Here is a 21,894-nt window from a genome sequence, read left to right on the forward strand (position 1 = left end):
CTCCTTAGGTGTACTGCCCGGTGACGTGCGGAAGCGCCGCCACGAGCGCGGAGATCACGGCGGATTGGCCGTCCCGGAGGTAGAAGTGGCCGCCGGGGAAGTGCTGTTGCTCGAAGGGGCCGGTGGTGAAGTCGCGCCAGCGGGCGACGTCCGCCGGGGAGACGGCCGGGTCGTCGCGCCCGCAGAACGCGGTCAGCGCGGCGGCGACGGGCTCGCCGTCGAAGGGCGCGTAGCCGTCCAGCATCCGGTAGTCCGCGCGCACCAACGAGGCGACGAACTCCTTCAGTTCGGGGCTGCGCCGGACGTCGGAGACGGCGCCGCCGAGCCGCTCCACCACGTCCAGGACGCCGTCGTCGTCCCGCTCGTGGACGTCCTGGGCCGGCAGCTCGCCGGGCGCGTACTGTCCGGAGACGACCAGCCGGTCCGGTCCGGGCAGGCCCATCCGCTCCCAGTGCCGGGCCACTTCGTAGGCGATCAGGGCGCCCATGCTGTGCCCGAAGAAGGTGACGGGGCCGCCGTCGAGTTCGGCGGTCAGCTGGGCCGAGACGCCCTCCACGACCTCCTCCACGGTCTCCGCGAAGGGTTCCCGGAGCCGGTCCTCGCGGCCGGGGTACTGGATCACCAGCAGGTCCGTGCCGGCCTGCAGCGTGTCCCGCCACGGCCGGTAGAAGGAGGCGCCGCCGCCCGCGTGCGGGAAGCAGACCAGGTGGTGGCGGGCGGGCTCCGCGCCGGGCAGGCGTCTGACCCAGGCGGAGCGGGACGTGTCGCTCATCGCGTGCGTGCTCCTTGCGGTGACGGGGTGGGGCGGTGGACGGGCGGCAGCGGGGCTCGTCCGGGGCGGGGCACTTCCCCGGGGCCGGCGGCGCTCACGTCCCGTCGGCGATCCGGGCGGCGATGTCCTTGCGCAGCGCGGCCTTGTCGATCTTCCCGATGCCGCTCAGCGGCAGCGCGGCCACGGTCTCCAGCCGTTCGGGGAACTTGTAGCGGGCCAGTCCGCGCTCCTCCAGGAACCGCCGCACCGCGCGCAGGTCCAGCTCCTCCCCCGCGTCCGCGGCGGGCACGGCGTAGAGGCAGACGGCCTCGCCGTACAGCGGGTGGGGCATGGCGACGCCCGCCGCGTCGGCGATGGCCGGGTGCTGCCGGGCGGCCTGCTCCAGCTCCTCGGCGGAGATCTTCTCGCCGCCGCGGTTGATGACGTCCCGTACCCGGCCCTCGACCAGCACGTTGCCGCGCGCGTCCAGGCGGACCAGGTCGCCGGTGCGGTAGAAGCCGTCCTCGGTGAAGGAGGAGGCCGTGGCCTCGGCGTTGCGGTAGTAACCGGCGACGGTGTACGGGCCGCGGGTCAGCAGCTCACCCATCTCCCCGGCCGCCACCTCGGCGCCGTCCGCGTCCACCACCCTGACCTCGTCGAGGGGGGACGCGGGGGCGCCCTGGGTGCCGTCGGTGATCGCCGGGGAGTCGTCGAGGCGGGTGTAGCAGAGCAGGCCCTCGCTCATGCCGTAGCACTGCTGGACCGTGGCGCCCAGGACCTCGCGCAGCCCGGCGGCCATGTCGGCGGACGGCCGCGCGCCGCCCACCTGGATCACCTCCAGGCTCGACAGGTCGTACGTCCGCTCGCGGGCCGCGGCGATCCACTGGAGGGCCAGCGTCGGTACCAGGGTGCTGTGGGTGACCCGCTCACGTTCGATCAGCTCCAGGGCCTGCCGGGCGCTGGCGGGCGTGGTCAGGACGGCCGTGCCGCCCGCGGAGAGGGTGCCGAGCAGGCCGGGGCAGTTCATCACGAAGCCGTGTTCGGCGGGCATCACCACGAGGTTGACGGTGCGTTCGGTGACCCCGGCGAGGCCGGTCGCCGTACGGATCATGTAGCCGTAGCCCTCGTGGGTCCGGGCGATGGCCTTGGGCAGCCCGGTGGTGCCGCTGGAGAGCAGGAAGACGGCGGCGTCGTGGGGCGCGGCGCCGGGCGCCCCGTGCGGGGGCGGCACCGGGCCGCTCGCGCCGGGCTCCGGGCTGCACAGCTCCGTGAGGTCCACCAGGCCGTCCGCAGTGTCGGCCGGGTCCGCGCCGCGGACCAGCAGGTGGCGCAGGCCCGGGTGCCGCCGGGTGAGGTCGCGGGCCGTGGCGAGCGCGTCGGACCTGCGGTTGCCGCGTTCGACGGCCAGCGCCACCGGGCGGGTGACCGAGACGATGTGGTCGAGTTCGTGGGCGCGGAACGCCGGGAGGATAAGGACCGGCGGAGCGCCGATGTCCAGCAGGGCGAGCACCAGGACGACGTACTCGGTGCTGTTGGACAGCTGGACGCCCACCCGGTCGCCCGGGCCGATGCCGAGCCCGCGCAGCCGTCCGGCCGCGGCCCGTACGGCGTGGCCGAGTTCCCCGTACGTCGTCCTGCGGTCGCCGTCGACCACGGCGCAGCGGTCGGGGGCGGTGCGGCAGCGCTCGGCGATCCGGTCGCCGACGAGTTCGTCCGTCCAGACGCCGGTGGCGCGGTAGCGGGCGGCGCGTTCCGGGTCGATGGCCGGGACCGCCGGGTCGAGCGGGGCGCGGGCGGCGGCGGAGGCGTGGTCGGTCACGGTCATGACGGGCTCCCCGCGGGGGCGATGCGGTCGGCCAGCTGGCCGAGCGTGTAGTCCTCCTGGTCCCACAGGTCGATCTCCAGGCCGAACCGCTTCTTCAGTTCGAGCTGGAGGTCCGTCGTCTCGACGGAGTCCAGCCCCAGCTCGGCACGCAGCCTGACGTCCGGGCCCGCCTCGTCGAGCAGGGCCGCATCCAGCCCTATGTCCGACAGGGCTCGGAGGACATCCTTCATGGACACAACCGACTCCTTCGCTGCCTTCGATTTCCTCGGGGGCGGCCGGCCGGACCGGTGCACCCGGCCGGGCCGGCGCCCCGGTTCCGCGCCGTACGCCGCTCCGCGCCGCCTCGTCACTCCGCCTGTTCGCGACGGGCCAGGCTCTCGGCGAACTCCGCCCACAGCCGCCCGCAGGCCCGCGCCGTCTCGGCCAGCGCGGGCAGGCAGTGCGGCGGGACCTCGGCGGCCAGCCGGCCGCCGTCCCCGTCGCCCAGCACGGCCTCCTGGGCGATCAGCAGCCGCAGCAGGTCCCGGCCGGTGTTCGTGGACCGCAGCGCTACGTCCTGCCGCAGGAACGGCAGCCGGTCCAGCGATATGGCGGCCGGGGGCTCCTGCGCGGCGCCGCGCCGGCGGGCGGCGGGCTCCGCCGCGCCGTCGTCCGTACGGCTGTGCACCTCGATCCGCCGGGCCACCGCGGAGGCCTGGCTCTGCTGCGCGGGCAGCAGGTCCCGGCCGTTGCGCAGCCGCCGGCTGACGTCCTGTGCGGTGCCCAGGGAGATCCCGGCCCGCTGCGCGACCTCGCGCAGGGACACCGTGGGGTCCTCACGGAGGATGCGCCCGGCGCGCAGCCGGCCCTCGGCCGTACTGGCCGGGCGCACCCGGCCGTCCCGCCCCAGCCGGGCGGTGTTCAACTGCGGACCGTCCGCGCTCGAACGCCGGCGCAGCCCCGCGATGGTCTTCGCGGACAGCCCGGCGACCTCGCCCAGCGACCGGTCCGAGCAGTACGGGAAGTCCCGCAGGATGCGCCGGGCCGCGGCCTTGCGGTCCTCCATGGACAGCGGCAGTCCGTGCGCGGCGTTGGTCCGTACGGCGTGGACGAACCCCTCCTTCTCGGTACCGCAGAAGAGTTCCGCGCTGATCTCGGACCCGCCGCGCAGGATCATCGCCTGGACCCGGTGGGCGCCGTCCAGCACCCGCATCGTGGCGCGGTGCACGATGATCGGCGGCAGGTCGGCCGGGTCCACTTCGGCCAGGGCCCGGACGTGCGCCACGTCGCAGCCCGCGATCCGCGGCGACCCGGACAGGTCCAGCGCGCTGATCCGTACGGTCACCGGCTCGCGCCACGCCGGGGGCGGCGCCGGCAGATGGGTGCGCACGTCGTCGCCCCTCGGCCCGGGCACCGGCCCGACGGCGGGCCCGGGCATCGGCCCGGCCGCGGTCCCCGGCACCGGCCCGGCCGGCAGTACCTCTTCCCAGGACATCCGTCTTCCCTCTTCCCCCTTCCCTTTCCGTCCGCTAGCGGCCGAGGTCCGCCGCGGCCGACGCCAGCGGGGCCGGGGCGCTGCCGTTCAGCTCGGCCAGCGACTCGTCCAGGGCGTCCACGAGGTAGTCGATCTGGGAGGGCGTGAGCCGGGGGTGGCAGGGCAGGTTGAGGTGCTGGTCGAACCAAAGGCGTTCGGCGACCGGGCACTCCCCGCGCAGGTGGCCGCGGTGGCGCCACTCGGGCAGCAGGTGCTGCGGGAAGTAGCGCAGCTGGATCTCGACTCCCCTGCGGTCGAGACCCAGCACGAGCTGGTCGCGCAGTTCCTGGCGGTCGGCGAAGCAGGTGTAGAGGTGGTAGGCGTGCCGACTGTGCGCGGGCGCCGCCTGGGCCCGGATGAACGGGTAGCGGGAGATCACCTCGTCCAGCCGCCCGGCGATCGCGCGCCGGGTGGCGCCGGTGGCCGCCAGCCGGCCGAGCTGGACCTGTCCGACGGCCGCGGCGGCCTCCGACATGGTCGCGTTCGTACCGGCCCGGCGCAGCCGCCGTACCGAGTCGCTGTAGACGGGCGTCGCGTACTTCATCCAGGGCAGCACGATCGGCTCCACCGTGTCGCTCAGGTCGGAGCGGACGATCTCGGCGTCGATGTCGTTGGACCGCAGCCGGTCCAGCCGTCCGGCCCAGTCGTCCCGGTCGCAGGTGACCATGCCGCCCTCGCCGAGGGTGGTGATGTTCTTGGCGTTCTGGAAGCTGAACGTGGCGATGTCGGCCAGCGAACCGGGGGCCCGGCCCCGGTAGGCGGCGCCCAGCGCGTGCGCGCAGTCCTCCAGGACGAGGAAGCCGTGCCGCCGGGCGAGCGCCATGATCTGGTCCATCTCGGCCGGGCAGCCGCCGTAGTGCACCAGCAGCAGGGCCTTGGTACGCGGGGTGATCAGCGCCTCGACGGCGGCCGGGTCGATGTTGAGGGTGTCCGGGTCGATGTCGCAGAACCGGACCCGTACGTCGTAGTCGAGCAGCGGCTGTACCGTCGCCTGGTAGGTCTGCGGGGTGGCGATCACCTCGTCACCGGGCTCCAGGTCGAGCATCCGGATCGCCAGCTCCAGGGCGACCGTACCGCTGGTGACGGAGATCGCGTGCTTGCTGCCGACCGTCTCCGCGAAGGAGCGCTCGAAGCGGGCGCGCCGGCCGCCCATCGACAACGGCGTGTCCTCGTGGATGAGTTCCCGCAGAACGGACACCTCGGCCTCGGCCAGGATGCTGCCCCGTTTTCCCCAGGGCACGACATAGCTCCGGTCCATCAGTTCCCCCAGCTGGTCTCGGGCACGGCGGTCAGTTGCCGCACTCCATGACAGCCGAGGGGCGGGTGTTAATGAAGGGTCAGCAGGAGTCAGCAAGGTCAGTTAGGTCAGAACGGCGGTCCGGCGCGGGGCGGGGAAGCGGCCGGAGTACGGGCGGGCCGCCGCGCGGCGACCGCTCTCCGGCCCGGCGGGCGAACCGACCGCGCGCCGACCCGTACGGGGGACGTGCCCACCTGGACTTACGGCGGGCACGCCCCGGGCAGGCGTCGCTTCAACGCCGTACCGACGGCAGCACGAAGCAGTGCACCGGACTCGGACTCACCGGGTTCCGCCGCTGCCCAGCGTCGGCAGGTAACGCGGTGCCCGCCAGGCGTCCAGCCGGTGTTCCACCGCGGCCCCCAGGGACAGCAGTGCGGCGTCCTGGTGGTTCCCCGCCGTCAGGAGCAGGCCGACGGGCAGTTCGCCCACGGAGCCGGCCGGCACCGACAGGGACGGGTATCCGGCCACGGCAGCCGGCGTGGAGGACGGGATCACGTCGTTGTCGCCCCGTGCGCAGTCGGTCGTCCAGGCGGGCGGGTTCGTGGGGGCGGCGATGGCGTCCAGCCGGTGGGCGGCCAGGGTCTCGTCGATGGACCGCCGGGAGAGGTCCGTCAGTTCGGCGCGCATCGCCCGGTACTCCGGGTCGGTGGTCGGCGGTGCGGCGAGCGCCTGTTCGAACAGTTCCTGGCCGGCGAAGCAGGTCCGCTCCGCCGGGTGGGCGCGGTTGAACGCGATGAGACCGGCGAGGTCCCGGGGCCCCTTGCGGGTGGCGAGGTAGGCGTCGATGTCCCGGTGGAACTCGCTCAGCAGCGCCGGGAACTCCAGCTCGGCCAGGCGCTGCTGGTACGGCGGCGTCACCTCGACGACCTCGGCCCCCGCCGCCCGCAGCTTCGCCGCCGTACGGGTCAGCACGGCGTCCACCTCGGCACCGAGGGACGGCAGCCGCCAGAGGCCGATCCGCTTGCCCCGCAGGCCGCTTGGCCGCTTGCCCTGGTCCACGCCCGCCCGGAGCGCCCCGTGGCGCGGGCCGTCCCCGCCGCCGAGCACCGCGAGGGTGAGCGCCACATCGGTCACGTTGCGGGCCATCGGCCCCGCGGTGTCCTGCTCGGCGGAGATCGGCACCACGCCGTCCCCGCTGACCAGCCCGAGGCTGGGCTTGTGGCCGACCACCCCGTTCATCCCGGCCGGGCACACGATCGAGCCGTCCGTCTCGGTACCGATCGCCACCTGCGACAGCGACGCGGCGAGCGCGGCGGCCGACCCGGAGGACGATCCGCACGGGTTGCGGTCCAGCACATACGGGTTGCTGGTCTGCCCGCCCACCGCCGACCACCCGGATGTCGGCTTCGTGGAGCGGAAGTTGGCCCACTCCGACAGGTTGGTCTTGCCGAGGATGACCGCGCCCGCGTCGCGCAGCCGGGTCACCAGTGCGGCGTCGGTGTCCGGCGGGCTGCCGGCCAGCGCCAGGGAACCGGCGGTGGTGGGCATGTCGCGGGTGTCCACGTTGTCCTTGAGCAGGACGGGGATGCCGTCCAGCGGCCCCAGGGTGTGGCCGCGCCGGTGCCGGGCGTCGCTGGCGGCGGCCTGGCGCAGGGCCGTCGGATCGGTCCGCAGCACCGCGTTGATCTTCGGGTTGACGGTCTTGATCCGGTGCAGGTAAGCACGGGTCAGCGCCGAGGAGGTCAGCGCCCCGTCGGCCATGCGCGCCTGCAATTCCGGAATGGTCACGGTGTCGAGATCGACCCCGAGCGCGGGGGCCTGACCGGTGGACGGCGTGGCCCCCGCACCGGGCTCGGCGGCCTCCGCGCGGAAGTCCGGTGCTCCCGCGACGAGGGAGCCCGTGACCAGGACAGCGATCAGTGTGGCAATTCTCCACTTCACCATGGGAGGTAGCGGACTACACGCCGCACTCCCGGCGCAAGGGGCGCAACACGTTCACCCGTCCCGCACGTCACCGGCTTCCCACAGCTCGGTACGGTGCGCGGCGACCAGAGCACCGATCCGGCGCAGGACGGCGTCGGCGGGCTGCGGGTCGAGGCGGCGTCCGTCCCGCAGCCGCAGGGCCACCCGGCCGTCGGCGGCCTCCCTGGCACCGATGACGGCTTGGTACGGCACGAGGCGGGCCTCGCGGACGCGGGCGCCCAGGCTGCCGTGCTCGGGTCCGGCGAGGCGGGCACGCAGCCCGAGATCGGCGCAGCGTTCGGCGAAGGCCGCGGCGCCGGACCGTTCGGCCTCGGAGACCGGCAGAACCACCAGTTGGGTGGGGGCGAGCCAGGCGGGGAAGGCACCGCCGTGCTCCTCGATGAGGTGGGCGACGGCTCGCTCCACGCTCCCGATGACGCTGCGGTGGACCATGACGGGCCGGTGCTCGGCGCCGTCCGGGCCGGTGTAGTGCAGGTCGAACCGCTCCGGCTGGTGGAAGTCGATCTGGACGGTGGACAGGGTGGACTCCCGGCCGGCGCTGTCGGCGACCTGCACATCGATCTTGGGCCCGTAGAACGCGGCCTCTCCCTCGCCCGCCTCGTAGGGCAGGCCGGAGCGGTCGAGGACCTCGGTCAGCAGGGCGGCCGACCGCTCCCACAGGGCGGGCGCGGCCACGTACTTGCCGCCCGGGCCCGGCAGGGAGAGCCGGTAACGGGACGGCCGGATGCCGAGCGCCCGGTACGCCCGGCGGATCATGCCGAGGGCGGCCTGTGCTTCCCCGGCCGCCTGGTCCAGGGTGCAGAAGATGTGCGCGTCGTTGAGCGAGATAGCCCGTACGCGGCTCAGTCCGCCGAGCACGCCCGAGAGCTCGGCACGGTACATTCCCCCCAACTCGGCTATGCGCAGCGGCAGTTCGCGGTAGCTGCGAGCGCGCGAGCGGTAGATGACCGCATGGTGCGGGCACAGGCTCGGGCGCAGCACGACGTCCTCACCGCCGAGGTTCATCGGCGGGAACATGTCCTCCTGGTAGTGCGACCAGTGCCCGGACATCTCGTACAGCTCCCGTTTGCCGAGCACCGGCGAGTACACGTGCTGGTAGCCCGCCCGGCGTTCGGCGCCGCGGATGTACTCCTCCAGGGTGTGCCGTACGGTCGCGCCGTCGGGCAGCCAGTACGGCAGCCCGGAGCCGATCAGCGGGTCGGTGCCGAACAGGCCGAGTTCGCGGCCGAGTCTGCGGTGGTCGTACACGGTGGTCTCCTCGCGTGCGTCGGGCGAGTGACCGAACGGCGAAGCCCCGGGGCACTCGCCCCGGGGCTTTCGACTAGGACATCGGTCAGCGCGCCGGGACACTCTCCGGCGTCGTCGTCATGATGATGGCGCGCTGCATGCCGGTGACCGTAACAGACGGGCCGTTCCACGCGGCACGGATTTTTCCAGCGGCCGTCGCACGTCGCCGTACCGGAGGCGCCTCGCTGCCCGGCCCTTCGGCACCGGCGACGCAGCGCAGGCCAACTCCGCTGCCGCACCCCGGACGACAGCGGAACCGGCCATCCCGGGGGCCGCGTCGGCCGTCCCGGGACAGGCCGGCGGCGCTCGTCAGCTCCCCAGGTTCGTGGGGCCGCTCCAGTAGGAGTAGTCCCACTTCGCCAGGTCCGGGCTGAACTCGACCACCGCCTTGTCGGCGGCCTTGGGCGGCAGCGAGAAGGCGTACTTCCCGACGATCGACTTGCCCGGCTGGACGGACCCGGTGATGACCTTCTGCCGCCCGCTTCCGTCGATCACCAGCTCCGCCGCGGCGCCGTCGGCGTCCTTGACGTCGGGCAGCCCGGAGTCCAGCGACACCGGCTTGGTACCCGTGTTGACGACCGTGATCGTCACCTGGATCGCCTTGTTGCCCTTGGCGTGCCCGAACACCATGCGCTCCGGGACGAACGGTTCCGGCTGGGCGACGGTGACCTTCAGCCCGCCCGGGAAGGTGTACGTCCCGCCGAACGACAGGTGCCGGGCCTTCTCCGCCGCCGCCGACGCGGACGCTTCCGCCGACGCGGACGCCTCCGCCTTCTTGATCTCCTTGCGCGTGTCGTCGACGGCCTCCTTCACCACCAAGAAGGAGAAGACGCCACCGGCGATCGCGGCCAGCAGGCCGAGCCCGCCCAGCACCGTGCCGACCAGCGCCATCGTTCCGTTCGTCGCCACGCCCTTGCGGCCGTGCCGCATCCCGACGCACCCGAAGATCACCGCCAGCAGGGCCGGTAGCCAGGACATCCAGAACAGCACGATGAACGCGCCGAGCACGAGGCCGACGATGCCGAGCACCAGGGCCGTGATGCCCATGCCGTTGCGCGGCCGGGGCGCCATCAGCGGATGCGCGGGGTACGGCGCCCACGGGGCGGACGCCGGGTCCGGGGCCGCCCCGGTCGGCGGCGGGCTCCACGGGTCGTGGGCCTCGGCCGTCGGCTCACCGGGCTGCTGCCCGTCGGACGGAGGGGACACGGTCATACACAATCCTCGGAATCAGGTCGGAAAAGGCAAGCGGCTGACATTACCCGTCGTGCTGTTCGGGCCGTACGGCATTGCTCGCCGGCTGCTCACCGCACCCCCGCGGCGCCGCGTCAGGGCGCCGCGTCGCAGCGCGCGCAGCGATGTGCCCACTGGGCAGAGTCCCCCCCACAAACAGAAAAACGGAGCGAGAAGATCATATGTGCGACTTGGTGACCGGTCGCACCCGTTTTCACCGGTCGCCCGGCTCCCCGACGCGGCTCGCAGTGCCGCCGTCGCGGCGGCCACCCCGCTCGGCCTCCGCAGGGCCGGCCGGACTCCGGGGTGATGAGCCTCCGCACGACGCGACCGGAGGCCCGCCGGTGAGCACGTAGGCTGACGGCATGATGATGCGCAAGGCCGTCGCCATCAGTGCGGACGCGATGATCGAGGACCTCCGGACCCTCGTCGAGACCGAGTCCCCTTCCCGCGATCTCGACGCCTTGGCGGCATCGGCCCGGACGGTCGCCGCGGTCATCGAGAAGCGTCTGGGCGGGCAGGCCACCCTCATCGAGAGCGCAGCCGGGCCGCACGTCCACTGGTCGGCCGGCGGCGATCCGAAGGTCCTCCTCCTCGGGCACCATGACACGGTCTTTCCGCTGGGCACCCTGGCGCGCCGCCCGTTCCGGGTCGCGGACGGACGTGCGACCGGCCCCGGTGTCTTCGACATGCTGGGCGGCCTGGTCCAGGCGATCCATGCCCTGGCGTCGCTCGACGACCGGTCGGGCGTCGAGATCCTGGTGACCGCCGACGAAGAGGTCGGCTCCCACGCCTCCCGCGGCCTCATCGAGGAACGGGCCCTCGCCTGCGGCGCCGTACTCGTCATGGAGGGCGCCGCCGACGGCGGAGCCGTGAAGACCGGCCGCAAGGGCTGCGGCACCTTCCACGTCACGGTCACGGGCCGGGCCTCGCACGCCGGACTCGAACCCGCGGCCGGCGTCAACGCCCTGGTCGAAGCGGCCCACCAGGTACTGGACATCGCGGCTCTCGACCGCCCCGGCATCGGCACGACGGTCACCCCGACCGTCGCCTCCGCGGGCACCCTCGACAACGTCGTCCCCGCCGAGGCGGCCATCACCGTGGACGTCCGGGTCGAATCGGCCGAGGAGAAGGACCGTATCGAGGCGGCCTTCGCGGCCCTGACTCCCCGTCTCGCCGAGGCGAAGCTCACCGTCCAGGGCGGCATCGGCCGCCCGCCCATGCCCGAGTCGGCGTCGGCCGGACTCTTCGCGCTCGCACAGCAGCTGTCCCCCGGCCTCGAAGGAAAGGCGGTGGGCGGCGGCAGCGACGGCAACTTCACGGCCGCGCTGGGCGTACCGACACTCGACGGCCTGGGAGCAGTGGGCGGCGGCGCCCACGCCGACCACGAGTACGTGGTGCTCGACACCATGCCCGGACAGGCGCGCCTGGTCGCCGGGCTGATCAACGCGATCCGCGCCTGAGGAAGCCCTCGTAAGCGGGCCGGGACAAGCCGACCAGGTCCATACGGCCCTCGGTCACCGCCCCGGACCACTCCCCTGTTCGTCCTCCGCCGCCTGCTGTGCCTTCTTGTTGCGTGCTCCTACGACCAGTGCCGTGGCGGCGCCCGTCACGGCGAGTGCCGCCGAGACCATCCAGCGGCGGTTGAGGGAGTGGCCGAGGGCGTGGTCGAGGGAGAGCCTGCCGGGGCCCGTGATGCCGAGGCAGGCGGCCGTCAGTCCCAGGCAGGCCGGGTGCTCGTAGCCGCCGCTCTGCGCGAAGAAACCGTTCGGCCGGTGTACGGCGGCGGCTCCCGCCATCGCTCCCGCGGCGCCCGCTCCGGCGGCGGGAGTGGCCAGGCCCAGCGCCAGCAGCACACCGCTGCCGGTTTCCGTGAGTCCCGCGACCGCCGCGTTCGCCTTGCCGGGTACGTATCCGACGGACTCCATGAACTGGCCCGTCCCCTCGATCCCTCCCCCGCCGAACCAGCCGAACAGCTTCTGCGCGCCGTGCGCGGCCAGCACTCCGCCGGTCCCCACCCGGAGCAGCAGCAGGCCCAGGTCTCGTCGGTCGAAGCAGGTCACGGCGCCTCCCGGAGCAGAGAGGAGGAAGGGTTCCTCCCCTCTGCCCATCGTCGCTCCCCCGGCGTGCCGGGGTCTTCTCCACTCGGCCATTCGAGTGGTGTCATCCAGGCCACCCGGGACCGCGCGGCGCGCGCCGGACCGTCGATTTCCGCGGTGCCGGTCTCGGCCGGTCCGGCGTGCCGGCCGGCCGCACAGCGGGCTGGTGGCGAGTTCACGCCACCGGCCCGCGAACTCCTCGGTTGCGCGGGCAGAATCGGGAGAACACACCGTCCGTGGTGTCCCGGTAAGTGGGACAAACAAGGTCCGGCGGCACCGGGAAGGGCAAGGACAGAGTGTCGCGTTTGATTGCGATCTAGGAAAATCAGGCACGCGCTCAAGTGCGCCGGGGGCAGCGCGAACCCGCCGTACCGCCCGCCCGTGGGCCACGTTCCCCCTGCGGGCATCGTTGTGCCAGGCAGCGTGAACGGGGGTCGCCTGCCGGCCATCACTTTCGACGCGTTCGCCGCTTCGGGGGCTTCCCTTCGTGCACCGGAGTCCGGTGCGGCTCGACAGTCCTCATGGCAGCGCCCTGTCCCCCGCGGACGCCTTGTGTCCGGGGCGGCTTCGGTGTGCTCGTCATCGCTGTCGACTCCACGGGGGGGGGATAACTCGCCATGCCCAGCATCGTCGTCATCAATCCGGTAAATCCAGCGTCAAGTACAAGGCAGCGGTCCGGGACAGAGGGTACCGGCTCATCTCCGTCTATTCCTTCAACGAAGAACTGCTGGAGAAACGCTGGCCCCGCCATGCCGACGGTGACGACGTCTCCCTCTACGCGCGGGACGCCGACGGCGTTCTGGAGCAACTGGAGCCGTATCGCGCCGATGTCCGTGCGGTCCTCTCCGCCAACGATTCGTCCGTCGGCCTCGCCGACCACCTGGCCCACGCGCTCGGTCTCCCCGGCAACTGCGTGGAACTGGCCTACGCGCGGAATCACAAGAACGCCATGCGCCAGGTGGCGGAGCGGGCGGGCCTGCGCATTCCCCGGTACCGATCGGTGACGTCGATCGAGGACATCCCCGCCGCCGCTCGCGAGGTCGGTTTTCCCGCCATCGCGAAACACACCTCCGGTGGCGGCTCCTATGGCGCCACGCTGCTCGCCGACGAGGGGGTGCTGACCGGCCTCCACCGGCTGGAGACGTTCGACCATTTCCGCGAGCCGGTCCGCGCATGGCTGTGGAACAGTACGTCCGTGGCCGGGAGATCGCGGTGAACTCCATGAGCTACGGCGGGGAGCACCACATCATCGACATGTGACACGCGTATGCCGCCGCACCCCGTCTGACCTGCGGTGACGAGGGTGAGGAAGGGCTGCGGCGGCATCCGTGAGCCTTCTCTGGGACTTTGGACCTGTGGGTGGCCTCACGCCCGCGATCCGCGAGCCGCGAGCGCTGTCGCAGACCGCAGCTACGCGAATACCGCGTCGATGGCGGCGCATCCCCGCGCTCCCGCTCGCGGCAGGAAATGAGAGTCCTGCCTCAAAGTGAACCCGGGGTCGGAGTGGCCCAGCCAGCGGGCCAGGGAGACGATCGATTCACCGGCCTCCAGTTCCTCGGAAGCGTAGAAGTGCCGTAGGGCATGGAAACCATGCCCCCGGGACGGCTCCCACATGCGGGCGCCGTCCGTGGCACTCTCGTCCAGCGGGGCGATGACACCCGCAGCGGCCAGAGCGGGCTTCCACACGTTGGAGTTGAAGGAGATCCGGTTGACGGCCTTCCGCGTGCGTCCTGTCACGAGGAGGTTGTAGGTCCTCGGCCGCCGGTGTTTGCCTTCCACAGGCCTCTAAGGAGGGCGCGGGTCGTCCCGGGGCAGAGTGACCGGGACGGACGCGAACCGGTCCATGTGCCACCGGAGGGCCTGGGCCACGCTGGGCGGCAGCGGCACGTCCCGGACCTGCTCGACGCCGAGCCCGAGCGATTCGCCACCGCCCTGGACGATGTCCATCGCCGGCTCACCGAACGGATCGAGGATCTGATCGCGCGCCGCGGCACACTGCACCGGCTCACCCAAGACGACCGGGCTCTGCTGCCCGACCGGGCCTGCGCGGTCCTGGACCGGCTCGCCGGCCGCGGCTGGGCCGCGGGGACCTGGGAACCGGACGACCCGCGGATCGAGGAACCGGCGTCCGCTCTGGCCGACAAGCTGCTGGCCAACCGCGCACTGCCGACGATGCCGGACGGGTACCACCACCAGTCCGACGCCGCCGCCCGGTACGCATTGGTCAACCACCACCGGGAAGACCAGGCACCGCCCATCGCCCGGTTGAACGCGCTGATCGAGGCGAACCTGCGCGCGGCCGGCATCGAGGTCCCGTGTCAGTGACGGCCGCCACCTCAGTCACCACGGCGCTCCGCGGTGCCGGGCCATACGGCGTCCCAGGAGGATGGTCGCCGCCAGACAGCAGCCGCCGACCGCGGCCAGCAGGGCGGGCAGTGGCAGTATCCAGCGCGAGGCCGCCACCAGTGCTCCGGCCAGCGGCATCGGCAGGAAGTTGAGCAGCACGATCACTCCGACGGTGCTTCCGTACTCGTGCGGTGGCACCACGCGGGCCCGGACCGTACGGACGAAGACCGTCAGCGCGCTGTCGCCGCACAGGAACAGCGCGAGAAGCGCGCCGAACGCGAGGAAGCCCGGAGCCGCGCCCAGACCGGCGAACGCCAGGCAGGCCAGGGCCGTCGAGCCGACACCGACGGTCAGCAGGCCGTGCCGGCGGGCGAGCCAGGGAGTGCCGAGCAGGACCAGCAGGGACGCCGCCCCCGCGCAGGTGTAGGCGAGGCCGAGCTGGCTGCCGGAGCGGTGGTAGACGTGGGTGACCAGCGCGGGGGCGCAGGAGATCACCATGCCCAGCATCAGGTTGACGACCATCGCGATCAGTACGACATCGCGCAGCACCGGGTCACCGCGTACCCGCCGTGCGCCCGCCGCCAGCCTGCGCCGGATCGTGCGCAACACGGCGGCCCACCGTGGGCGGCCCCCGGCCGCTCCTTCCTCGTGTACGACGGTCTCGCGCCCGCCGCGCGCCACCGTTCCGGTCCCGTCGCTGAGGTGGTGTTCCAGCAGCACCAGGGCCAGGCTGATCGCGTACAGCGCCGAGGCCGCGATGAAGACGGCCATCCCTCCGCCGAGCGTGAGCAGCCCCGCGCCCACGGCGGGACCGGCCAGGAGAGTGGTCTGGTCCACCGCGCCCAGCCAGGACTGGGCGCGGGGCACCGCGGAACCGCTCACCAGCACCCGTACGGCCTTCTCGTTGGCCACGAAGGTCTGCTGGAAGCAGGCTCCCGCCACGAGCGCGAAGAGCACCACGGCGCCCACCACGGTGCTCCCGGCGAGCGCGATGGTCAGTGCGACGCAGACGGCCGCCGTACCCCGTACGACATCACTGACGATGTACACCCGGTGTACCCCGAAGTAGTCGACCAGCGGCCCGGCCAGGGGCAGGGACACCAGCCGGGGCAGCCACTCCAGGGCCAGTGCGAGACCGGACCAGGCGAGGTTGCCGGTGCTCTGGTAGACGAGCACCGGCACCGCGAACTGGAGGGTCTCGGTGGCCAGGGTGCCCACCGTGCGCAGCAGGAGGTAGCGGTAGACAGCGGCCGGTGTGCTGGTCGGTCCGGCGGTGGAGTCCTCGTTCTTCCGTACTCCCGGCGCGGCGGCCGGCGCTGGGTTGGGCCCCTCGTCCTGGCCTGCTTCCGCCGGGCCGTGCGGTCCGCCGTCACCGGCCCGGTGGCCGCCCGCCGCCGCGCCCCGCTCGGCTCCGTCGTCCCCGCTCCCGCCCGCCGGCGGGAGGCGGCGGTTCACAGCAGGGCGCCGCGTCCGGCGGGGAAGTGCCGGTAGTGCGCCATGATTCCGGCCTGCCAGACGCGGTAGAGGCTGATGAATTCACGGGCGCGGGTCAGCGCGAGGTCCACCTCGGTCTTGGCGACCGCGGCCACGTCCGCACGGAATTCGCCCAGCGCGTTCTGATGCTCGTACACCTCGTCGGTCTCGGCATGGGCGATGAACGGGGCGACGGCGGCGGTCGGCAGGGACATGACCTTGGCGACGTGGTGGTACCACACACGGGTCTCCTCCACCCGGGTCGCGGTGCGCTCCAGCGTCGCACAGCATGCCTTGTAGATCAGCGGGCCCGAACGGCCCGCGTCGCGCAGCCAGTTGACCACGGCCTGAGTGGCGGCGATGGGACGGGAGGAGGCCGGGTCCTCGTCGCTGCCGGACGCCTGGGCGATCCGGCGTGCGGAGTCCAGGAACAGCTGGGGGTGGTCCCACTCCTCGCTCAGGTGCACCAGGAGCCGCCGCGTCGTGGGGTGTGCGCTGCCGTCCCCGGTCCCCAGCGCCGGCACGATGTGCCGCCGTACCGCGGCGGAGTAGTGATAGTTCTCCACCGCCCATCCGTAGAGGAGGTTACGGGCGTCGGGCCGCCGCCCGATCGCCTCCCAGAACGGCATGTGGTAGATGTCCTGCACCCAGGCGTTGAGCCGCTCCATCATGAGCTTCTCCACCTCGGCGAACGCAAGGGTCCGGGTGCCGGGGTCCGGTCGCGTGACGGTCGGCACCGGTCACACCCCCGCCCACTGCATACGGGTCCTGGGCCAGGGCTCGGCGCCATGGGTGAAGAAGTGGTCCACGCCGAACGCGAAGAGGGACACCGTGTCGCCGATGTCGCGGACCGCGCCCATGCTGCGGCGCCAGCGCCGCGGAGCCGGCGGGGTCTCGGTGTCCACCGCCAGCGTCAGGAGATCGGTGTCGCGCAGGCTTCCCATCGCGCGCAGAGACTTCACGCTGGCGTAGTTGTCCTCCTGGCTCGCGGTGCGCCGCGCCCAGTCCTCCAGCAAGGCGGGGGCCTCGGTGTCGTCCGGCGGGAGCATGGCCGTGGCGAGGCGGAGCAGTTCCCGGGCCTGCGCGCTGTCACCGGGTACACCGAGGCGGACAGCGACGGCCGTGTACGCGAGCGTGTCGCGACAGGCCAGTTCTTCCAGTGCGAGCTGGAGGGCGAGAGTGGTGGGCAGCGGCTGGAGGTGGTCGCTGGGCATGCCCGTGAGGTGGCGGACCAGGGCGAGCCAGGGTTCGCTGGTGCGGGTCCAGTGGATGGAGAGTTTGGTCAGTGCCTCGGCCAGCGGTCGCTCGGCGGCGTCGGAGGCGGCGAGGGCGGCGTGCCGGGGCAACCCGGCCATCAGGTGGGCCAGTTCGGTGAGCGCCTGGCGGCCGGCCGGGGCCACGGCGGTCAGCTCGCGCCGTAGTACGTGGTCGACGTTGCGGCCCGCGAGGACCAGGGACTCGCGCAGCACACCGGCCTCGATGACGCCGGGCGGCTCCTCGGGGACCTCGCGCGCGGCGGGTCCGGTGTCGGGTGCGGGTGCGGGTGCGGCTGTGGCGTCGGTTGTGGGTGCGGGCGCGGGTGCGAGGGCGGTCTCCGCGCCGTTCCACAGCCCCGTGACGGTGCCGTCCTCACGTACCCCGGTCTGCCAGAAGGCAGGATGCAGCACCATGATCGTCCTCCTGGGCCTCAGGCCACCGCGGTGTCGGGGCGGCTGTAGTGGGCGGCGATGTGGGCGTGCCAGACGTGCATGGAGTCCGCCAGTTCGTGGCAGGCTTCCAGAATCTCGGTGACCAGCGCGAACGGGATGACCTCCAGGCCGGAGATGAGGCCGTCGAAGATGTCGATGTGCTCGAAGTCCGCGTCGACGTGCAGGTGGTCGATGATGGGCTGGATGAACCCTTCGGGATAGCCGTAGTGCTTCTGCACCTGGGTGTAGAAGTCGACGACCCGCTGCGGACGCTCGGCCGTGGCCTCCAGCATCGCCTCGCAGGCGTTGTAGACCAGCGGATGACGCCGGGCGATGCGGCGCATCAGATGCGTCACGGCCACGGTGCTGCGCAGCGGCGGTATCCGTACGAACGTGTCGTCGGGCATCCCCGCGGCCAGGCAGGCGCCCTCGAAGAGCGCATAGTGGTCCCACTCCTGGCTGTTGTGCGTCAGCAGGGTCCACCCCTCGGCGGAATCCTCGGCGTTGGCGGCCGCGCGCGTCATGTGACGGATGACGGAACCGGTGTAGTCGGCGCACTCCTTGGCCCAGCCGATGAGCACCCGGCGATCGGCGGTGCCCTCCCCCACCTGCGTCCACACCGGGTGGTCGAACATCTTGCGCACCCAGCGCCGGACCCAGAACCGGAACTCGCCGCGGAACTCCTCGATGGTGATCACGCCGTCCGGCGGGGCGAGCCAGATGTATCCCGCGTCATTGAGCTGCTGACACAGGTTCATCATGTCCTCGACCTGTGCGCCCTGTTCCTCGGCCAGCTGCCCCAGGGTGCGCAGCGGACGGTCGGGGGCGGGCTGGTTCCCGGTCAGCGCGGTGATCCACGGCAGCACCGCTTCCGGGCTCGCTTCGACGAAGCGCCCGGGGCGGGCGAGCTTGGCCCCGTCGAACGTGACGGCGGCGCGGGGGCGGGGATAGGTGGTGTCGGGGGTCGCCAGTGTGTAGGCAGGCATCGGTGGTCTTCCCTCGATTCCGGTGGGGCGCCGTACGCACGCCCGGGGCGGCGCTGGTACGCACCGACCCGGGCTCGTACCCTCACCCGCGGGGGCGCCACCGGTTATCGTTCAACCGCCGGGCGCCCCGCGGCACATACCGGGTGAGGCTCTGTCGCGGCTACTGGCCTCACTGCACCACTGCGGGCAGCGGAGGCAGCTCGTCTTCGTAACGGGTCTCCTTGATCTCGATCGCCATCTGTCAACACCTCCTCCCTCAGCCGGTCCTGCCGGACCCGAGGGGCGGTGGCACCGCGCCGCATCCCCGCCCCGCAGAGCATCGGACCTCGGTGCCCTCAGTCTCGTGCCGGGCGTCCGCAGCGTCCAGGCTCGCTCCCCGGGCGTCCCCGGCGGCACGGCGTGTCCGGTCCCGGGCCGTGCACGGCCTTCCGGCCGGTGCCACACCCCGTACCCGGCCCGCATGAAGCCCGCCCCCGCCCGAGCCGTAAGGGAGGTACGGGCGGTACCGTCCGCCTCGGCGGGGGATGTCCGGCTGCCGCCCCCGCAGCCCACCTGGCCGGGTCTTCGGATTCGCTGGTTCGGTCGGTGCCCGGCCGACGTAGTGTTTCTCCTCGAATTCGATGAGGTGCCAGTACGGGCCGTACCTGGATACGCCGGCTGTTATACGAGCCACCGACATACTCGACCCATACGAGGACTGCCTCGGCTCTGTTGATGCCAACGCGGCCACGGATGTACTCGGTTGTGACCGGCATCCGCGGGTTATCCCCGAGCGCATTGGCGTGCACTATGGACCGTGCCCGTCGGTCGTGACCATGTGAGCCGTGTTGCGGTTGGCGTACCGGGGGCGGAACCCGGCCGCGTCGCGGCACAGTCAGGTCCGGGCACGGACGCCGATAATGCCTCGTACCCGGACCTGGTTTTCCGACGGTGGCCGAAGCCGCCTGCCAGGGCCGGTTGTTGGCGATGCGGGCGAAGAGCCCGACTTCCAGGGCCGGGGCACCACTGCGGCCACCATGCCGCCGAGGGCTTGCCCCTGGCTGTCGAGCCACCGGAACATGCCCCCGCCAAGGTAACCGACAATTCCGTACGCGGCGCAGCCGGAGGCGCCGGCGGCGGGACGAATTGCCTCGGCCATGGCCGACGGTGGGGCGCCGGGTCGGGACCCGGTCGAGCCGTGCGCCGCCGGCGATTTCGGCAAGTTTCCGGTTAAGCGTGCACGGTGTTTTACCTATGGGCCGTGTCCCGCGCAATGCCCGCCTCGCGTTTCACTTCGCTATCGACGCGCGAGGTAGCGCTCTGCCGAATGACGAAGCCCGGTGCTGCGCCGATATCGCGTTGTGGCATACGGGGTTACGGCCATGAGGTCACCGGCATGTCTCTACGTCTTCGTCTGCGTCAAGCCCTGCCGGAAGCGATGCGCGCCCGCGACAAGGCCGCGGTGAGTGCCCTGCGCGCAACACTGGCCGCGCTGGACAACGCCGAGGCGGCACCCGTGGACGAAGCCGCGCTCCGTGGTGTGGCCCTTGAGCACGCGCCGGTCGGTGCCGGGGCGACCGAAGCGGCGCGGTGCGAGCTGAGCGAGCGCGGCGTGGTGGCGGTGGTGCGCGCCGAAGCCAGGCGAACGGCTGGAGGCTGCCGCGCAGTTGACCTCGCCCGCGCACGCTGACCGAGCCGCGCAGCTCCGCGCGGAGGCCGCCGTACTGCACCGGTTCCTCGACGCTCCCGGCACCGTGCACGACGCCACGCAGGACGCCACGTAAGTCGGTACGACCGCGTAGCACATCCGTACCGGCGTCGCAGCAGGGCCGGTGGCGGCGATACGGCGCATACGGAGCCTTTGCCAACCTCACGTCGAGGCCGCGCGATGATCAGCTACGGTGTTCGGCACTGCTGTCGGTGATGGCTCGGAACAGCCCGCGAGCCCGCTCGCAGAACTGCTCGACCTCCGTGATGTCCGGCTCGTCACCGCCGGCCAGCATCCGGGCCTGGAGCTGCTCGGAGCGCAACCCGCCGTAGCGGGCCCGTACCTCGGCGGTCACCGGCTGGACCGCGATGTGCAAGTGCTTGCGCGCGTCGCGGCCGTGTGACCACATACAGACGTAGGTCTGCTCGGGCCGGCACAATGCCTCCACGACGCGAGCGGTATCGCGCAGCAAGGGGCCGAGTTCCGCCGCTGCCGTGTCGTCGAGCTCCGCGATGGCCACGACGTGTTCCCGTGGGCCGACGATCAAGGTGCCGAGATTCATCGGACCGACAACGTGGTTCACCACCCACGCAGCGGTCTCGTGCAGGACGCCCCCGGGCAGTTCCCGGCGGCCGGTCAGAAGGTCACACCCGAGACACCCCGTCACATCCACGCGCACCAGCCTATACAGAGCCCGTAGCGATGATGTCGACGGCCAACCTGTTCGACAGTTCATCCGGTTGGCCTGCGTACGCGATGAAGCTCCTGGTAGACGGGTTCACAACCAAGATCACCCGCGCCGCCAGGAGCTTCATGCGCTTGTCTACCCGTCTGCCCTCGACCTGACCACCCCGGCACGGGCAGTTCCTGACCGACCGGTTGGCCGCGCATCGGGCGGCGTGCGGAACTCGGTGGCGTCGGCTGTCCGCCGGCCGCCCGGCGCTGCCGGTGCTGGCGCACCTGCGCCTGGGGCACACCTACGCGCAGCTCGCGGCCGGGTTCGAGGTGGGCGTGAGCACGGTGTACCGGTACATCGCGGAAGCCGTCGGCCTGCTCGCGGTGCGGGCGCCCGACCTCGCCACGGCGGTGACGGCCGCCTCGGCAAAGGCGTTCGTGATCCGGGACGGGACGCTGCTGCCGGTCGACCGCATCGCCGTCGTCCGGCCCTTCTACTCCGGCAAACACAAGAAGCACGGCATGAACGTGCAGGTCATCGCCGATCCACACGGCAAGCTGCTGTGGGCCTCTCCCGCCCTGCCCGGCGCCGTGCACGACATCAAGGCCGCCCGAACCCACGGCGTCATCGACGCCCTCACCGAGGCGGGACTGGCCTGCTGGTCGGACAAGGGCTACCAGGGCGCGGGCGGCACCGTGCGGGTCCCCTTCCGCGGCCGGTGGGACCGGCTCTCGGCAGGTCAACGCGCGGTCAAGGCCGCGCACGCCGGCATCCGCGCCCTCGGCGAGCAGGCCATGGCGACCTTCACGTCTTCTGCCGACCGGCTCGTCGGATATTGGTGGTGCGCACGGCGCGCCTTGGCCTTGGCCTTGGCCTTGGCCTTGGCCTTGGCCTTGGCCTTGGCCTTGGCCTTGGCCTTGGCCTTGGCCTTGGCCTTGGCCTTGGCCTTCGGTTAAGACGTTGTTTCAGTTGGTGAGTTTGCGATAGCTGATGAGTGCCGCAGCGATGCCGACGAAGCCAAGGAAGTGCTCGGGCTTGCGCTCGTAACGGCGGTGCAGGCGGCGGCAGCCGGTCAGCCAGGACACGGTTCTCTCGACCACCCAGCGGTGACGG

19 protein-coding genes and 2 pseudogenes are annotated in these 21,894 nt (G+C 72.2%); 5 read left to right on the forward strand and 16 right to left on the reverse strand.

The window, feature by feature from the left end; translation table 11 throughout:
• Positions 1 to 4: 4 nt before the first annotated feature.
• The 8 genes from ACH4FX_RS32190 to ACH4FX_RS32225 all read right to left on the reverse strand — a co-directional run bounded on the left by ACH4FX_RS32190 (position 5) and on the right by ACH4FX_RS32225 (position 9,808).
• A complete protein-coding gene (locus ACH4FX_RS32190; RefSeq protein ID WP_398484948.1) occupies positions 5 to 772 on the reverse strand; it encodes a thioesterase II family protein in 768 nt (255 codons plus the stop codon).
• 94 nt (positions 773 to 866) lie between these two features.
• Complete coding sequence (locus ACH4FX_RS32195) at positions 867 to 2,576, reverse strand: (2,3-dihydroxybenzoyl)adenylate synthase (protein WP_398484950.1); 1,710 nt, start codon at positions 2,574 to 2,576, stop codon at positions 867 to 869.
• Positions 2,573 to 2,806: an acyl carrier protein gene (locus ACH4FX_RS32200; RefSeq protein WP_398484952.1), complete on the reverse strand. Its 234-nt coding sequence runs from the start codon at positions 2,804 to 2,806 to the stop codon at positions 2,573 to 2,575. The genes ACH4FX_RS32195 and ACH4FX_RS32200 overlap by 4 nt, the downstream gene beginning before the upstream one ends.
• Positions 2,807 to 2,922: 116 nt before the next feature.
• On the reverse strand, positions 2,923 to 4,050 hold the full coding sequence (locus ACH4FX_RS32205; RefSeq protein WP_398484953.1) for a hypothetical protein: 1,128 nt from the start codon (positions 4,048 to 4,050) through the stop codon (positions 2,923 to 2,925).
• A 34-nt stretch (positions 4,051 to 4,084) separates the two neighbouring features.
• The gene (locus ACH4FX_RS32210) at positions 4,085 to 5,347 is read right to left on the reverse strand and encodes a DegT/DnrJ/EryC1/StrS family aminotransferase (RefSeq protein ID WP_398484955.1); all 1,263 of its coding nucleotides are present in this window, start codon (positions 5,345 to 5,347) and stop codon (positions 4,085 to 4,087) included.
• A gap of 318 nt (positions 5,348 to 5,665) precedes the next feature.
• Positions 5,666 to 7,270 (reverse strand): amidase, encoded by a 1,605-nt coding sequence (locus tag ACH4FX_RS32215; protein WP_398484957.1) that lies wholly within the window; start codon positions 7,268 to 7,270, stop codon positions 5,666 to 5,668.
• A 51-nt stretch (positions 7,271 to 7,321) separates the two neighbouring features.
• A complete protein-coding gene (gene thrS / locus ACH4FX_RS32220; protein ID WP_398484959.1) occupies positions 7,322 to 8,659 on the reverse strand; it encodes a threonine--tRNA ligase in 1,338 nt (445 codons plus the stop codon).
• Positions 8,660 to 8,905: 246 nt separating this feature from the next.
• A complete protein-coding gene (locus ACH4FX_RS32225) occupies positions 8,906 to 9,808 on the reverse strand; it encodes a DUF4352 domain-containing protein (protein WP_398484961.1) in 903 nt (300 codons plus the stop codon).
• Positions 9,809 to 10,191: 383 nt separating this feature from the next.
• Here ACH4FX_RS32225 and ACH4FX_RS32230 point away from each other — a divergent pair, with 383 nt between their 5' ends.
• Positions 10,192 to 11,289 carry a M20 family metallopeptidase gene (locus tag ACH4FX_RS32230; protein ID WP_398484963.1) on the forward strand — a complete coding sequence of 366 codons (1,098 nt, stop codon included), beginning with the start codon at positions 10,192 to 10,194 and terminating at the stop codon, positions 11,287 to 11,289.
• A gap of 54 nt (positions 11,290 to 11,343) precedes the next feature.
• On the opposite strand, the gene ACH4FX_RS32235 is transcribed toward ACH4FX_RS32230, so the two are convergent.
• Positions 11,344 to 11,889: a DoxX family protein gene (locus ACH4FX_RS32235; RefSeq protein ID WP_398484965.1), complete on the reverse strand. Its 546-nt coding sequence runs from the start codon at positions 11,887 to 11,889 to the stop codon at positions 11,344 to 11,346.
• A gap of 538 nt (positions 11,890 to 12,427) precedes the next feature.
• Between ACH4FX_RS32235 and ACH4FX_RS32240 the strand changes: the two genes are divergently transcribed.
• Positions 12,428 to 13,141 carry an acetyl-CoA carboxylase biotin carboxylase subunit family protein gene (locus ACH4FX_RS32240; protein WP_398484966.1) on the forward strand — a complete coding sequence of 238 codons (714 nt, stop codon included), beginning with the start codon at positions 12,428 to 12,430 and terminating at the stop codon, positions 13,139 to 13,141.
• Positions 13,142 to 13,335: 194 nt separating this feature from the next.
• On the opposite strand, the gene ACH4FX_RS32245 is transcribed toward ACH4FX_RS32240, so the two are convergent.
• Entirely contained in the window at positions 13,336 to 13,662 is a 327-nt protein-coding gene (locus ACH4FX_RS32245) for an integrase (RefSeq protein ID WP_398484967.1), read from the reverse strand.
• Between the two features lie 108 nt (positions 13,663 to 13,770).
• On the opposite strand from ACH4FX_RS32245, the gene ACH4FX_RS32250 reads away from it, so the two are divergent.
• Positions 13,771 to 14,250 carry a hypothetical protein gene (locus tag ACH4FX_RS32250; protein ID WP_398484968.1) on the forward strand — a complete coding sequence of 160 codons (480 nt, stop codon included), beginning with the start codon at positions 13,771 to 13,773 and terminating at the stop codon, positions 14,248 to 14,250.
• A gap of 15 nt (positions 14,251 to 14,265) precedes the next feature.
• Here ACH4FX_RS32250 and ACH4FX_RS32255 read toward each other — a convergent pair whose 3' ends face one another.
• The 4 genes from ACH4FX_RS32255 to ACH4FX_RS32270 are packed head-to-tail and all read right to left on the reverse strand — an operon-like array spanning position 14,266 to position 18,418.
• Complete coding sequence (locus ACH4FX_RS32255; protein ID WP_398484969.1) at positions 14,266 to 15,726, reverse strand: MFS transporter; 1,461 nt, start codon at positions 15,724 to 15,726, stop codon at positions 14,266 to 14,268.
• Entirely contained in the window at positions 15,723 to 16,481 is a 759-nt protein-coding gene (locus tag ACH4FX_RS32260; protein ID WP_398484970.1) for an iron-containing redox enzyme family protein, read from the reverse strand. The genes ACH4FX_RS32255 and ACH4FX_RS32260 overlap by 4 nt, the downstream gene beginning before the upstream one ends.
• A gap of 3 nt (positions 16,482 to 16,484) precedes the next feature.
• Positions 16,485 to 17,414, reverse strand: coding sequence for a hypothetical protein (locus ACH4FX_RS32265; protein ID WP_398484971.1), 930 nt, complete (start codon positions 17,412 to 17,414; stop codon positions 16,485 to 16,487).
• A gap of 17 nt (positions 17,415 to 17,431) precedes the next feature.
• Positions 17,432 to 18,418 (reverse strand): hypothetical protein, encoded by a 987-nt coding sequence (locus ACH4FX_RS32270; RefSeq protein ID WP_398484972.1) that lies wholly within the window; start codon positions 18,416 to 18,418, stop codon positions 17,432 to 17,434.
• Positions 18,419 to 19,835: 1,417 nt separating this feature from the next.
• On the opposite strand from ACH4FX_RS32270, the pseudogene ACH4FX_RS32275 reads away from it, so the two are divergent.
• Positions 19,836 to 20,181: pseudogene (locus ACH4FX_RS32275) on the forward strand (hypothetical protein).
• 108 nt (positions 20,182 to 20,289) lie between these two features.
• Here ACH4FX_RS32275 and ACH4FX_RS32280 read toward each other — a convergent pair.
• The gene (locus ACH4FX_RS32280) at positions 20,290 to 20,667 is read right to left on the reverse strand and encodes a hypothetical protein (RefSeq protein WP_398484973.1); all 378 of its coding nucleotides are present in this window, start codon (positions 20,665 to 20,667) and stop codon (positions 20,290 to 20,292) included.
• Positions 20,668 to 20,947: 280 nt separating this feature from the next.
• Here ACH4FX_RS32280 and ACH4FX_RS32285 point away from each other — a divergent pair.
• Positions 20,948 to 21,737 (forward strand): annotated as a pseudogene (locus ACH4FX_RS32285) (transposase family protein).
• 9 nt (positions 21,738 to 21,746) lie between these two features.
• Here ACH4FX_RS32285 and ACH4FX_RS32290 read toward each other — a convergent pair.
• Positions 21,747 to 21,894: transposase (locus tag ACH4FX_RS32290; RefSeq protein WP_398484979.1), on the reverse strand; the 148-nt coding region annotated here is incomplete at its 5' end.

Origin of the sequence: Streptomyces sp. NPDC018019 (assembly GCF_044327805.1) — a bacterium.
Classification (GTDB): domain Bacteria; phylum Actinomycetota; class Actinomycetes; order Streptomycetales; family Streptomycetaceae; genus Streptomyces.

What these genes read in the sequence shown, in the direction of transcription:
- ACH4FX_RS32190 (WP_398484948.1), bottom strand. Translation starts at nt 772, where the DNA reads ATGAGCGACACGTCCCGCTCCGCCTGGGTCAGACGCCTGCCCGGCGCG.
- ACH4FX_RS32195 (WP_398484950.1), bottom strand. Translation starts at nt 2,576, where the DNA reads ATGACCGTGACCGACCACGCCTCCGCCGCCGCCCGCGCCCCGCTCGAC.
- ACH4FX_RS32200 (WP_398484952.1), bottom strand. Translation starts at nt 2,806, where the DNA reads ATGAAGGATGTCCTCCGAGCCCTGTCGGACATAGGGCTGGATGCGGCC.
- ACH4FX_RS32205 (WP_398484953.1), bottom strand. Translation starts at nt 4,050, where the DNA reads ATGTCCTGGGAAGAGGTACTGCCGGCCGGGCCGGTGCCGGGGACCGCG.
- ACH4FX_RS32210 (WP_398484955.1), bottom strand. Translation starts at nt 5,347, where the DNA reads ATGGACCGGAGCTATGTCGTGCCCTGGGGAAAACGGGGCAGCATCCTG.
- ACH4FX_RS32215 (WP_398484957.1), bottom strand. Translation starts at nt 7,270, where the DNA reads ATGGTGAAGTGGAGAATTGCCACACTGATCGCTGTCCTGGTCACGGGC.
- ACH4FX_RS32225 (WP_398484961.1), bottom strand. Translation starts at nt 9,808, where the DNA reads ATGACCGTGTCCCCTCCGTCCGACGGGCAGCAGCCCGGTGAGCCGACG.
- ACH4FX_RS32230 (WP_398484963.1), top strand. Translation starts at nt 10,192, where the DNA reads ATGATGATGCGCAAGGCCGTCGCCATCAGTGCGGACGCGATGATCGAG.
- ACH4FX_RS32265 (WP_398484971.1), bottom strand. Translation starts at nt 17,414, where the DNA reads ATGGTGCTGCATCCTGCCTTCTGGCAGACCGGGGTACGTGAGGACGGC.
- ACH4FX_RS32270 (WP_398484972.1), bottom strand. Translation starts at nt 18,418, where the DNA reads ATGCCTGCCTACACACTGGCGACCCCCGACACCACCTATCCCCGCCCC.
- ACH4FX_RS32280 (WP_398484973.1), bottom strand. Translation starts at nt 20,667, where the DNA reads ATGAATCTCGGCACCTTGATCGTCGGCCCACGGGAACACGTCGTGGCC.